Genomic DNA, 12,252 nt, shown 5'->3' on the forward strand with positions numbered 1-12,252 from the left:
GTCGGACCAGCCCCTTCGCGCACGCGAGGATTTCCTGAAGATGAGTACGCAGTCACCGGAGACGGCGGACACCGCGGACGCGGCGGCCCCGAGGGGCCCCGCGCGGGGAGCGGACACCGCACCGCTGACGTACCGCACCCTTCAGAAGGTGACGGCGGAGGGCCCCGTGTCCGGCTCCCGAGGCACGCCCCCACCCCCGGGCCCGCCTCCCCCGCCCGCCGGGCGTCCCCGGCTCCCGCACGCGGCCGATCCGGCCGCCGGAAAGAAGATGATCACTGTGACCGAAGCACCCGCCCCCGCGGGAGCGCTGGAGCGCCTGGCCGCCGAGGGCGTGTCGATCTGGCTGGACGACCTCTCGCGCGGCCGGATCGCCTCCGGCGGCCTCGCCGGGCTCGTCGCCGACCGGCACGTCGTCGGCGTCACCACCAACCCGTCGATCTTCGCGGCCGCCATCGGCGCGGCCGGGACGGAACCGGTGGGCGCATCGCACCCGGAGCACTCCGAGCACCCGGAGGACTCTGAGCGCCCGGAGCACTCGGACTACGCGGAGCAGCTGGCCGATCTCGCCGTTCGGGGCGTCACCGCCGACGAGGCGGTCCGGATGCTGACGACCGCCGACGTCCGGGACGCCGCCGACGTGCTGCGTCCCGTGCACGAGGCGACCGGGGGCCGGGACGGCCGGGTGTCGATCGAGGTCGATCCCCGGTTCGCCCACGACACGCGGGCCACGGTCGCCGAGGCCCGCCAGCTGGCCTGGCTCGTGGACCGCCCCAACGTCATGATCAAGATCCCGGCGACCCGGGCGGGGCTCCCGGCGATCACCGAGGTCGTCGGCCTCGGCATCAGCGTGAACGTGACGCTGATCTTCTCGCTGGAGCGGCACCGCGCGGTGATGGACGCCTATCTGGCCGGTCTGGAGCGGGCCGCCGCGCGGGGCCTGGACCTGTCCGCGATCCACTCCGTGGCCTCCTTCTTCGTGTCCCGCGTCGACACCGAGATCGACCGGCGGCTGACCGCGCTCGGCACCGACCGGGCCCGTGCCCTGCGGGGCCGGGCCGCCCTCGCCAACGCGCGCCTGGCCTACGCGGCCTACGAGGAGGTCTTCTCCGGGGACCGCTGGACCGCTCTCGGCGGGGCGCGGGCGAACAAGCAGCGCCCCCTGTGGGCCTCCACCGGGGTGAAGGATCGCGCGTACAAGGACACCCTGTATGTGGAGGAGCTGGTCGCTCCCGGCACGGTGAACACCATGCCGGAGGCCACGCTCGCCGCCACCGCCGACCACGGCGCCGTCACGGGCGACACCGTCAGCGGGGGCTACGCACAGGCCCGCGCCGACCTCGCCGCCGTGGAGGCGCTCGGCATCTCCTACGAGGAGGTCGTCACCCGGTTGGAGGAAGAGGGGGTCGCCAAGTTCGCGGCGGCCTGGCAGGACCTGCTGGACACGGTCACGAAGTCGCTGGCCGACGGGCCCGCCGTCGGCACGGCAATCGTCGGCACGGGAGCCGTGGGCACGGGAGCCGGCGGCATGGGAGCCGTCGGCGGGGAAGACGACGGCGAGGGTTTCGACACCGAGGGAGTTGACGCGGAATGAGCACCACCGGCACCGCCGCCGACTGGGACAACCCGCTGCGGGACGTCCGTGACCGGCGCCTGCCCCGGATCGCCGGTCCGTCCGGGCTCGTGATCTTCGGCGTGACGGGCGACCTGTCCCGCAAGAAGCTGATGCCCGCCGTGTACGACCTCGCCAACCGGGGTCTGCTGCCGCCGGGCTTCTCCCTGGTGGGCTTCGCCCGCCGCGACTGGGAGGACCAGGACTTCGCGCAGGTCGTGCACGACTCGGTGCGCGAGCACGCCCGTACGCCGTTCCGCGAGGAGGTCTGGCAGCAGCTCGCCGAGGGCATGCGGTTCATCCCCGGCGACTTCTCCGACGACACGGCGTTCAAGCAGCTCCGGCAGACCGTCGACGAGCTGGACCAGGCGCGCGGCACCAGCGGGAACTACGCCTTCTACCTCTCCGTGCCGCCGAAGTTCTTCCCGAAGGTGGTGCAGCAGCTCAAGCGGCACGGGCTGGCGAACGCGCCGGAGGGTTCCTGGCGGCGGGCGGTCATCGAGAAGCCGTTCGGGCACGACCTGGCGAGCGCGCGAGAGCTGAACGCGATCGTGCACGACGTGTTCGAACCGGACCAGGTGTTCCGCATCGACCACTACCTCGGCAAGGAGACCGTCCAGAACATCCTGGCGCTGCGCTTCGCCAACCAGATGTTCGAACCGATCTGGAACCGGTCGTTCGTCGACCACATCCAGATCACGATGGCCGAGGACATCGGCATCGGCGGCCGGGCGGGCTACTACGACGGCATCGGCTCGGCGCGGGACGTCATCCAGAACCACCTGCTCCAGCTGATGGCGCTGACCGCGATGGAGGAGCCCGCCTCCTTCGACGCGGCCTCGCTGCTCACCGAGAAGCTGAAGGTGCTGCGGTCGGTGAAGCTGCCCGAGGACCTGGGCCGCTCGACGGTGCGCGGGCAGTACGCGGCGGCCTGGCAGGGCGGCGCGAAGGTCCCCGGCTATCTGGAGGAGGACGGGATCGACCCGGCCTCGACCACCGACACGTACGCCGCCGTCCGGCTGAACGTCGACAACCGCCGCTGGGCGGGCGTCCCGTTCTACCTGCGCACCGGGAAGCGGCTGGGCCGCCGGGTCACCGAGATCGCGGTGGTCTTCCAGCGCGCCCCGCACTCCCCGTTCGACTCGACGGCCACCGAGGAACTCGGCGCGAACGCGATCGTCATCCGCGTCCAGCCCGACGAGGGCGTCACCGTCCGTTTCGGTTCCAAGGTGCCGGGCACCTCGATGGAGATCCGGGACGTGACGATGGACTTCGCGTACGGCGAGTCCTTCACCGAGTCCAGCCCGGAGGCGTACGAACGGCTCATCCTTGACGTGCTGCTGGGCGACGCCAACCTGTTCCCCCGTCACCAGGAAGTGGAAGAGTCCTGGAGGATCCTCGACCCGATCGAGGAGTACTGGGCGGACCACGGCAGGCCGGCGCAGTACCCCTCCGGCGGCTGGGGACCCGAGGAAGCCGACGAGATGCTCGCACGAGACGGACGGAGCTGGCGCAGGCCATGAAGATCGACCTGACCGACACCACGGCAAGCAAGATCAACAAGGCGCTGGTGCAGGGTCGCCGCGCCATCGGCACACCGGCCGTGGGCATGGTCCTGACGATGGTGATCGTCACGGACGAGGAGAACGCCTACGACGCGATCCGGGCCGCCGAGGAGGCCTCGCACGAGCACCCCTCGCGCACCCTGGTCGTCATCAAGCGGCACGCCCGCACCCCCCGTGACCGCACCGCCTCGCGTCTCGACGCCGAGGTGCGGGTCGGCGCGGACGCGGGCACCGGCGAGACGGTGATCCTGCGGACGTACGGCGAGGTGTCCGACCACGCCGACTCGGTGGTCCTGCCGTTGCTGCTGCCGGACGCCCCGGTGGTGGTGTGGTGGCCGGTGGACGCCCCGCACAACCCGGCGAAGGACCCGCTGGGCGCGCTCGCGCAGCGCCGTATCACCGACATGTACGCCGTCGAGCGGCCCCTCCAGGCGCTGGAGGCGCGGGTCCGGTCCTACGCCCCCGGTGACACGGACCTGGCGTGGACGCGGCTGACGCCGTGGCGGTCGATGCTGGCGGCGGCGCTGGACCAGGCGCGGGTGCCGATCGTGTCGGCGGCCGTGGAGAGCGAGGCGGACAACCCGAGCGCCGAACTCCTCGCCCGCTGGCTGGAGGCCCGTCTTCGGGTGGGCGTGGAACGGGTCGTCACGGCGGGCCCCGTCGTCACGGCCGTCCGGCTCGGCACCGAGAACGGCGAGATCGTCATCGACCGGCCCGAGGGCCCCCTCGCCACGCTGTCCCTGCCGGGCCAGCCGTCGCGGACCCTCGCCCTGAAGGTCCGCTCCACCTCCGAACTGATCGCCGAGGAGCTGCGGCGCCTCGACGCCGACGAGATGTACGCCGTCGCCCTGCGCGGCGAGGCCACCGAGGAGACGCCGTCCCATGTCTGACACCCCCCGGCTGACGAGCCTGCCCGAGTGGGCCGCCCTGGAGGAGCACCGGGCGACCTCGCGCGCGGGCCTGCGCGAACTGTTCGCGGCCGATCCCGGGCGCGCCGAGCGGTACGTGGCCCGCGTCGGCGACCTGCGGATCGACTACTCCAAGCACCTGATCACCGACGAGACGCTGCGGCTGCTGCGTGAACTCGCCGCCGCGACCGACGTGTTCGGGCTGCGGGACGCCATGTTCCGCGGCGAGCGCATCAACACCACCGAGGACCGGGCGGTCCTGCACACCGCGCTGCGCGCCCCGCGGGACGCGGTGGTCGAGGTCGGCGGGGAGAACGTCGTCCCGGCGGTGCACGCGGTCCTCGACAAGATGGCCGACTTCGCCGGGCGCGTACGCTCCGGCGAGTGGACCGGGCACACCGGGCGCCGTATCCGCACCGTGGTGAACATCGGCATCGGCGGCTCCGACCTCGGCCCGGCGATGGCGTACGAGGCGCTGCGGGCGTTCACCGACCGCTCGCTGACCCTCCGGTTCGTGTCCAACGTGGACGGCGCCGACCTGCACGAGGCGCTGCACGGCCTGGACCCGGCGGAGACGCTGTTCGTCATCGCGTCGAAGACGTTCACCACGATCGAGACGATCACCAACGCCACCTCGGCGCGCGCCTGGCTGCTGGCCGGTCTCGGCGGCGACGAGAAGGCGGTGGCCCGGCACTTCGTCGCGCTGTCGACCAACGCGGAGAAGGTCGCGGAGTTCGGCATCGACACGGCCAACATGTTCGAGTTCTGGGACTGGGTAGGCGGCCGCTACTCCTACGACTCCGCCATCGGCCTCTCCCTGATGATCGCGATCGGCCCGGAGCGGTTCCGGGAGATGCTCGACGGCTTCCACCTCGTCGACGAGCACTTCCGCACCGCGCCCCCGGAAGCCAACGTCCCTCTGATCATGGGCCTGCTGGGCGTCTGGTACGGCAACTTCCACGACGCGCAGTCCCACGCGGTCCTGCCGTACAGCCACTACCTGTCGAAGTTCACGGCCTATCTCCAGCAGCTCGACATGGAGTCCAACGGCAAGTCCGTCGACCGCGAGGGCCGGTCGGTGGCCTGGCAGACCGGCCCCGTCGTCTGGGGCACACCGGGCACCAACGGGCAGCACGCCTACTACCAGTTGATCCACCAGGGCACCAAGCTGATCCCCGCCGACTTCATCGGATTCGCCCGCCCGGTGGGCGAGTTGAGCGACGGGCTCAAGGCGCAGCACGACCTGCTGATGGCCAACTTCTTCGCCCAGACCCAGGCGCTCGCCTTCGGCAAGACGGAGGACGAGGTACGCGCCGAGGGTGTGCCGGAGGAGCTGGTCGCCCACAAGACCTTCCGCGGCGACCACCCGACGACGACCGTGCTGGCCCGCGAGCTGAGCCCGTCCGTGCTCGGCCAGTTGATCGCGCTCTACGAGCACAAGGTGTTCGTGCAGGGCGCGGTGTGGGACATCGACTCCTTCGACCAGTGGGGCGTCGAACTCGGCAAGGTCCTCGCCAAGCGGGTCGAGCCCGCCCTGACCGAGGGCGCCGACGTCCCCGGCCTCGACCCCTCCACCGCCGCCCTCGTGGCCGCCTACCGTGAACTGAAGGATGTGCACTGACATGCAGCTTGGTCTGATCGGTCTCGGCAAGATGGGCGGCAACATGCGCGAGCGTGTCCGCCGCCACGGCCACACCGTCGTCGGCTACGACCGCAACCCCGAGGTGTCCGACGTGGACAGCCTCGCCGCGATGGTCGAGGGCCTGGACGCGCCGCGCACCGTCTGGGTGATGGTCCCGGCCGGTGCCGCCACGCAGTCCGTCATCGACGAGCTGGGCGGGCTGCTGGAGGCGGGCGACACCGTCGTGGACGGCGGCAACTCCCGCTGGACCGACGACGAGAAGCACGCCGAGGAGCTGGCCGCCAAGGGCATCGGCTTCGTCGACGCGGGCGTCTCGGGCGGCGTCTGGGGCCTGGAGAACGGCTACGCCCTCATGGTCGGCGGCGACAAGAAGCACGTGGAGCGGCTGAAGCCGATCTTCGACGCCCTCAAGCCGGACGGCCCCTACGGCTACGTCCACGCGGGCAAGGTCGGCTCCGGGCACTTCTCCAAGATGGTCCACAACGGCATCGAGTACGCCATGATGCAGGCCTACGCCGAGGGCTGGGAGCTGCTGGAGAAGGTCGACTCCGTGGAGAACGTCCGCGAGGTCTTCCGCTCCTGGCAGGACGGCACCGTCATCCGCTCCTGGCTCCTCGACCTCGCCGTCAACGCCCTCGACGCCGACCAGCACCTCGACAAGCTCCGCGGCTACGCCGAGGACTCCGGCGAGGGCCGCTGGACCGTCGAGGCCGCCATCGACAACGCCGTGCCGCTGCCCGCGATCACGGCGTCCCTCTACGCGCGGTTCGCCTCCCGCCAGGACGACTCGCCGCAGATGAAGATGATCGCCGCGCTGCGCAACCAGTTCGGTGGCCACGCGGTCGAGTCGAAGGAGTAGCACCGGCCGCGGCGGAGGGACGAGAGGGGCGGGACGGCCCGGCACACCAGCCGGACCGACCCGCCCCTCACCACGCGGGCCCCGGCGGTCAGGCGTCGTCCGTGCGCCGGGGCATGCCGTACGCCCGCTCGATCCGCACGCGCAGCACCAGCCGCCGGTCACGGACCATCGCGGCACGGAAGTCGTCCCAGTCGGGGTGCTCGCCGAGGACGTCCCGGTAGAGACGGACCAGTTCCTCGACGGTGTCGTCGTACGGGTGCGCGGCCACGGGCGCGAGGTCGGCGGTGCCCTCGACGACGGTGTACGCCCAGTGGTCGCCGGTCGTCACGTGGTACGACACCCGCGGATCGCGGCGCAGGTTACGGGTCTTGGCCCGGTCGTCCGTCACGGAGATCCGCAGCAGCCCCTCGTCCGGGTAGTAGTGGTGGCTCACGTTCGACACCTGCGGGCGCCCGTCGCGCTTGAGCGTGACGAGCACCCCGCTGCGGCCTTCGGAGAGCAGAGCGAGCAGGGCGTTCTGCGTCGTGTCCTGAGTCATGCCGGGGCAACGGGCGGGGGGTCCGCCCGCATTCCCCGGCTGCGGAACCACGGCGACGAGAGAAGCACCGACAAACGGTAGACACTGTCTACCCGCTCCTGGTAGACAGTGTCTATGCGTGAGGACGAGGAGCGGACCGGCGACCTGCGGGTGCGTCTGGTGGATGTCGGGGTGGACCTGCTGGACCGGGAAGGCCTGGGAGCGTTGACGCTGCGGGAGATCGCCCGTCGGGCGGGGGTCTCGCACGGGGCGCCCCGCCGCCACTTCCCCACCCATCTGGAACTGCTGTCGGCCATCGCCGCCCGGGGCTTCGCCGACCTGGCCGTGATCGCGGCGACCGCGCGCGGCGACGGCACCGACCCGGCCCGCGTGCAGCTGGACCGACTGGCCCGCGACTACGTGGAGTTCGCGCTCGACCGGCCCGGCATGTACGGGCTGATGTTCCGTCATGACCTGCTGGAGAGCGGGCATCTCGGGCTGCGCGACACCAGCCTCCCCCTGTTCGGCGTCCTGGTGGACCTGGTCGGCCGGGCCGCGCCGGGGGCCGACGCGCGCGTGACGGCGGCCTCTCTGTGGACCGGCCTGCACGGCATCGCCCAGCTCTGGAGCTGGGGAAGTCTCCAACTCGCCATCGGCGCGGACGACTTCGGCCCGTTGCTGCGGACGGCGCTCGACGCGCACCTCGGCCCGGAGGACGGCGGCCGGTGAACCGGGCGCTGGTTCTCACGGGCAGCGTCGCCGGTGCCGTCGTCGTGGCGCTGGACGGCACCGTGCTCATGGTCGCTCAGCCCGCGCTCCGCCGGGACCTGGACACCTCCCTCGCCGGGGCGCAGTGGACCGGCACCGCGTATCTCGTCGCCGTGGCAGCCCTGTTGGTGGTGGCGGGCCGGTTCGGCGACCGCCACGGACACCTCCGCCTCTACGGCGTCGGCATGCTCGGTTTCGGCGCGGTCTCCGCCGCGATCGCGGCGGCCCCCGGCGTGGGCTGGGTGATCGGACTGCGGGTCGCCCAGGGCGTGTGCGGGGCGCTGCTCCAGCCCGCCACGCTCGGCATGCTGCGCACCGCGTACCCGCCGGAGGAGCTGCGGCGGCCGATCGCCGTGCGGACGGCGGCGATCGGGCTGGCCGTGGCGGTCGGCCCGGTGATGGGAGGGGCGCTCACCTCGGCGTTCGGCTGGCGGTCGGTGTTCCTGGTGAACGTGGTGCCCGCGGCGGTGTGCGGCACGGTCGCCCTCGCCGCGGCGCGCCGTGAGCCCCGGCGCGCCCCCGGGGCCCGGGCCGCCCGCCCCGACCTGGCGGGCGCCCTCTGGCTCGCCGTGGCGCTGGCCGCGCTGGTGCACACCCTGGTCGAGCCGTCGGGGGCGTGGGCGCTGCCCGGTGCCGCACTCGCCGTCGCCGCCGGTGCCGGGTTCGTCCGCCGGGAGCGCCGCGCCCCGGACCCGCTGCTGCCTCCGGCCGTACGGCGCTCCCCCGGTGTCCCGGCCGCGCTCGCGCTGCTGGTCACCGTGTCGGCCGCGCTCAACGGCGCGCTGTTCTGCGCGGTGTTCGTCCTCCAGGACGGGTGGGGTCTCGATCCGCTGGGGACGGCGTTGACGGCGCTGCCGCTGGCCGTGCTGCTGGTGGCGGCGGCCCCGGTGGGCGCCGTGACGCTGCGCCGGGCAGGGGCTCGCCGCACCGTCGCCGGGGCGATCGGCGCCCTGGTCGCCGGGTTGCTGGTCCTGGCCGTAGCCGCGGAGGGCGACCCGGCGTCCGGCCCGGCCGTGTTCTGTGTCGGGTTCGCGCTGCTGGGTGCGGGGTTCGGGGCGGTGATGGTCGCCGCGACCCATGTCGTCGTCCGGCAGGTCCCGGCCGGGTCCGCCGGGGTGGCGGGCGGGTGGCAGCAGACCGCGCTGAACGTCGGCCCGGTGCTGGGGCTCGCGGTGGCGACCCTGCTCATGGGAGCGGGCGGAGCCAGGAGTCCGCTCTCGGGTGCGGCGGTGCCGCTCGTGGTCCTCGCCGCGGTGACCTCGGCGGCGCTCCCCCTGTGCCGGGTGCTGCCGGGCCGCTCTCGCGTCCTGTCCCCCGGTGCCGGCAGCGACGGCACCGCACCCGTCCCGGCCGGTCGAAGCGACGTAGAGCACACCGTGACCGGCGGCGAAAGAGGGGTCCGCGGGGCGTCGCTGGGTCACGATGAGGTCTGAGGGCGGTCCGGCGGGGTATGTCGGACCGCACCTTGGACGAGCGCACCGGAGGAGAGCGATGGCACAGCTGCGACAAGAGGTCGATCCCGGCGAGGTGGGCCTGGACGCGAAGGCGCTGGACCGCCTCGACCAGCACGTGGCCCACTTCGTGGACGAGGGCCGCCTCCCCGGCTTCCTGGTGTCCGTGGCCCGCGGCGGACGCGTCGCCCACCTCACCGCGCACGGCCGCCGGGACGTCGCCGCGGATCTGCCCGTCGAGCCGGACACGCTGTGGCGGATCTACTCGATGACGAAGCCGGTCACCTCCGTCGCCGCGCTGATGCTGGTCGAGGAGGGGCTGCTCTCCCTGGACGACCCGGTCGCCGCGCATCTGCCCGCCTTCGCGGACCAGCGCGTCCACGACGGCGGTGAGGGCCCCGGCCCGCGCACCCGTCCGGTCCGCCAACCGGTCCTGATCCGGCACCTGATGACCCACACCGCCGGTCTGACGTTCGCGTTCTACCACTGTCATCCCGTGGACGCCCTCTACCGGGAGGCCGGGCTGGAGTCGGCCGTGCTGCCCGGCTCGACGCTGGCCGAGACCGTCGAGGCGTACGCGCGGCTGCCGTTGCAGTTCGAACCGGGCACCGAGTGGAACTACTCGGTCGCCACCAACGTGCTGGGCCGGGTGATCGAGGTGGTCTCCGGGCGCCCGCTGGACGAGTTCCTCGCCGAGCGGATCTTCCGCCCGCTCGGCATGCCGGACGCCGGGTTCCAGGTCTCCCCCGAACAGGCGGGCCGGCTGGCCGAGTTGTACGGCGACACCGACGACGGCCGGATAGAGCCGATCCCCGGCCTGCCGCTGCACGGGCGGCCCCGCTTCCTGTCGGGCAGCGGCGGGATGGTGGCGAGCGCGTACGACGTCCACCGGTTCGCGGAGTGCCTGCGCCTCGGCGGCGCCCTCGACGGCGTACGGCTGCTGAAGCCGGAGACGGTGGCGCTGATGACCCGCAACCACCTGCCCGGCGGCGCCGATCTGCGGACCGTCGGCAGCCGCCCCGCGCACGACGAACCCGGCAACGACGGCGTGGGCTTCGGCCTGGGCGTCTCCGTGGTGACCGACCCGGCGCGCGCCCAGGCCCCGACCGGGCTCGGCACTTTCGGCTGGAGCGGGGTCGCCACCACCACCTTCTGGGTCGACCCGGTCCACGACCTGACCGTCCAGTTCCTCACCCAGCTGCGGCCCCGCCGGTCGCTGAAGCTCTACCCCGACCTCAAACGGCTGGTCCACGAGGCCGTCACCGGCTGAACCGGGGCCGCACAGAGGGAGCGGGGGGCGGGCCGCCGACCGGCCCGGCCCCCGCGTGCCGCCGCACCGCCGGTCGGCGGCCGCCTCACGACCAGTGCGCCACCGCGTCCAGGTGCGGCAGGCGGTGGTCCAGCCGCTCCCGCTTGGTGCGCAGGTACGTGATGTTGTTCTCGGACGGCGGGATCAGCAGCGGTACCTCCTCGGCGACCCGGATACCGTTGTCGGCGAGCGCCTCCCGCTTGCGCGGGTTGTTCGACATCAGCCGCACCGAGGCGACCCCGAGGTCCTTGAGGATGTCGGCGGCGACCGTGTAGTCGCGGGCGTCCACCGGCAGACCGAGCGCCAGGTTCGCCTCGACGGTGTCCAGGCCCTCCGCCTGGAGCGCCATCGCCCGCAGCTTCGCCAGCAGGCCGATGCCGCGCCCCTCGTGCCCGCGCAGGTACACCACGATGCCGCTGCCCTCGGTGACCACCGCCCGCAGCGCGGCGTCCAGTTGGTCGCCGCACTCGCAGTGCTGCGAACCGAACGCGTCGCCCGTCAGGCACTCCGAGTGCAGCCGCACCAGAACGTTCTCGGCGCCTATCTCGCCGTACACCAGGGCCACTTGTTCGTCACCGCGGTCGTGGTCGAGGTAGCCGATCGCCTGGAATGCGCCGTACACGGTGGGCAGCGGCGCATTCACCACGCGTTCCGTACCGGTGCGCTGCGGGGACTTCTTGCCGAGGACACCAATTTTTTCTGTCATGATCTGTTTCCTAAGCAGAGACGAAAGGCCGGGAAATGATGAGCGATTCGGGAATACGGCCGCCGGCGCGCGGTCCGCTGCACGGCACCCTGCCGGCGGACACCACCGAGGACGTCCGGGCGCGCGGCGCCGGCCTCCCGGTCCGGGTGGCGGTCCTTCCCGTCGGAAGCTTCGAGCAGCACGGCCCGTACCTGCCGCTGGCGACGGACACCCTGGTCGCCTGCGCGATCGCCGGGGAGATCGCCGCCGCGTACCCGGTGCAGCTCCTCCCGCCGGTCACCATCGCCTGCTCCCACGAGCACGCGGCCTGGCCGGGAACCGTCAGCATCTCGTCAGTGACCCTTCATGCGGTTGTACGGGACATCGCGGCCTCACTGCGCCGCTCGGGCGTCGAGGCCCTGGTGCTGGTCAACGGACACGGCGGGAACTACGTCCTGGGCAACGCGGTCCAGGAGTCCTCCGCCCGCGGTGAGCGGATGGCGCTCTTCCCGGCCCCGGAGGACTGGGAGGCGGCGCGGGAGCGGTCCGGGGTGGTGACCTCGCTGCTCACCGACATGCACGCGGGCGAGATCGAGACCTCGATCCTGCTGCACACCCACCCGGAACTCGTCCGGCCCGGCCATGAATCCGCGGATTTCGTCGCGGACGACCGTCGCCATCTGCTCACCCTGGGAATGTCCGCCTATACCGATTCAGGCGTCATCGGCCGTCCTTCCCTGGGGTCCGCGGAAAAGGGGAAGGAACTCCTGGCGAGCCTCGCGGATTCCTTCGGCACGTATTTCTCGATACTCACCGCCGGAACACCCGGAACCCCCGGAACACCTGGAGCGGCCGGAACCGGCGCGCCGGGGACGAGCGGCAGCGGGGACGGCGCGGGCTCCGCGGGGGCGTAGGCCGCGGCCGGGCCGGGGGCCGCGG

Annotated in this window: 11 protein-coding genes; 9 read left to right on the forward strand and 2 right to left on the reverse strand. The window is 72.6% G+C overall.

What is annotated here, in order from left to right:
- Positions 1–268: 268 nt before the first annotated feature.
- From tal to gnd, 5 genes are read left to right on the forward strand one after another with little or no spacing between them, the layout of a single operon-like run.
- A complete protein-coding gene (tal, locus tag ACIQPQ_RS16665) occupies positions 269–1,591 on the forward strand; it encodes a transaldolase (protein ID WP_401304408.1) in 1,323 nt (440 codons plus the stop codon).
- Positions 1,588–3,132: a glucose-6-phosphate dehydrogenase gene (gene zwf, locus ACIQPQ_RS16670; RefSeq protein WP_401304410.1), complete on the forward strand. Its 1,545-nt coding sequence runs from the start codon at positions 1,588–1,590 to the stop codon at positions 3,130–3,132. Before tal ends, zwf begins: the two co-directional genes overlap by 4 nt.
- Positions 3,129–4,064 carry a glucose-6-phosphate dehydrogenase assembly protein OpcA gene (opcA, locus tag ACIQPQ_RS16675; RefSeq protein ID WP_401304413.1) on the forward strand — a complete coding sequence of 312 codons (936 nt, stop codon included), beginning with the start codon at positions 3,129–3,131 and terminating at the stop codon, positions 4,062–4,064. The genes zwf and opcA overlap by 4 nt, the downstream gene beginning before the upstream one ends.
- Entirely contained in the window at positions 4,057–5,703 is a 1,647-nt protein-coding gene (gene pgi / locus ACIQPQ_RS16680) for a glucose-6-phosphate isomerase (RefSeq protein WP_401304415.1), read from the forward strand. Before opcA ends, pgi begins: the two co-directional genes overlap by 8 nt.
- 1 nt (position 5,704) lies before the next feature.
- On the forward strand, positions 5,705–6,583 hold the full coding sequence (gnd, locus tag ACIQPQ_RS16685) for a phosphogluconate dehydrogenase (NAD(+)-dependent, decarboxylating) (RefSeq protein ID WP_401304417.1): 879 nt from the start codon (positions 5,705–5,707) through the stop codon (positions 6,581–6,583).
- Between the two features lie 88 nt (positions 6,584–6,671).
- On the opposite strand, the gene ACIQPQ_RS16690 is transcribed toward gnd, so the two are convergent.
- Positions 6,672–7,121 (reverse strand): PPOX class F420-dependent oxidoreductase, encoded by a 450-nt coding sequence (locus ACIQPQ_RS16690; RefSeq protein WP_383766921.1) that lies wholly within the window; start codon positions 7,119–7,121, stop codon positions 6,672–6,674.
- A 114-nt stretch (positions 7,122–7,235) separates the two neighbouring features.
- On the opposite strand from ACIQPQ_RS16690, the gene ACIQPQ_RS16695 reads away from it, so the two are divergent.
- The 3 genes from ACIQPQ_RS16695 to ACIQPQ_RS16705 are packed head-to-tail and all read left to right on the forward strand — an operon-like array spanning position 7,236 to position 10,589.
- A complete protein-coding gene (locus tag ACIQPQ_RS16695; protein WP_401304418.1) occupies positions 7,236–7,829 on the forward strand; it encodes a TetR/AcrR family transcriptional regulator in 594 nt (197 codons plus the stop codon).
- Entirely contained in the window at positions 7,826–9,301 is a 1,476-nt protein-coding gene (locus ACIQPQ_RS16700; RefSeq protein WP_401304421.1) for an MFS transporter, read from the forward strand. Before ACIQPQ_RS16695 ends, ACIQPQ_RS16700 begins: the two co-directional genes overlap by 4 nt.
- A 58-nt stretch (positions 9,302–9,359) precedes the next feature.
- The gene (locus ACIQPQ_RS16705; RefSeq protein ID WP_401304423.1) at positions 9,360–10,589 is read left to right on the forward strand and encodes a serine hydrolase domain-containing protein; all 1,230 of its coding nucleotides are present in this window, start codon (positions 9,360–9,362) and stop codon (positions 10,587–10,589) included.
- An 85-nt stretch (positions 10,590–10,674) separates the two neighbouring features.
- Here the strand turns inward: ACIQPQ_RS16705 and ribA are convergent, their stop codons facing one another.
- Positions 10,675–11,334 carry a GTP cyclohydrolase II gene (ribA, locus tag ACIQPQ_RS16710; RefSeq protein ID WP_383766927.1) on the reverse strand — a complete coding sequence of 220 codons (660 nt, stop codon included), beginning with the start codon at positions 11,332–11,334 and terminating at the stop codon, positions 10,675–10,677.
- 38 nt (positions 11,335–11,372) lie between these two features.
- Here ribA and ACIQPQ_RS16715 point away from each other — a divergent pair, with 38 nt between their 5' ends.
- Positions 11,373–12,227 carry a creatininase family protein gene (locus ACIQPQ_RS16715; protein WP_401304426.1) on the forward strand — a complete coding sequence of 285 codons (855 nt, stop codon included), beginning with the start codon at positions 11,373–11,375 and terminating at the stop codon, positions 12,225–12,227.
- Positions 12,228–12,252 lie beyond the last annotated feature (25 nt).

This window comes from Streptomyces sp. NPDC091281 (assembly GCF_044757425.1).
Classification (GTDB): domain Bacteria; phylum Actinomycetota; class Actinomycetes; order Streptomycetales; family Streptomycetaceae; genus Streptomyces.

Bases quoted from the DNA above. Each gene is read 5' to 3' on its own strand.
- zwf (WP_401304410.1), top strand. From the start codon at position 1,588: ATGAGCACCACCGGCACCGCCGCCGACTGGGACAACCCGCTGCGGGAC.
- ribA (WP_383766927.1), bottom strand. From the start codon at position 11,334: ATGACAGAAAAAATTGGTGTCCTCGGCAAGAAGTCCCCGCAGCGCACC.
- opcA (WP_401304413.1), top strand. From the start codon at position 3,129: ATGAAGATCGACCTGACCGACACCACGGCAAGCAAGATCAACAAGGCG.
- tal (WP_401304408.1), top strand. From the start codon at position 269: ATGATCACTGTGACCGAAGCACCCGCCCCCGCGGGAGCGCTGGAGCGC.
- gnd (WP_401304417.1), top strand. From the start codon at position 5,705: ATGCAGCTTGGTCTGATCGGTCTCGGCAAGATGGGCGGCAACATGCGC.
- ACIQPQ_RS16705 (WP_401304423.1), top strand. From the start codon at position 9,360: ATGGCACAGCTGCGACAAGAGGTCGATCCCGGCGAGGTGGGCCTGGAC.
- ACIQPQ_RS16695 (WP_401304418.1), top strand. From the start codon at position 7,236: ATGCGTGAGGACGAGGAGCGGACCGGCGACCTGCGGGTGCGTCTGGTG.
- ACIQPQ_RS16715 (WP_401304426.1), top strand. From the start codon at position 11,373: ATGAGCGATTCGGGAATACGGCCGCCGGCGCGCGGTCCGCTGCACGGC.
- pgi (WP_401304415.1), top strand. From the start codon at position 4,057: ATGTCTGACACCCCCCGGCTGACGAGCCTGCCCGAGTGGGCCGCCCTG.
- ACIQPQ_RS16690 (WP_383766921.1), bottom strand. From the start codon at position 7,121: ATGACTCAGGACACGACGCAGAACGCCCTGCTCGCTCTGCTCTCCGAA.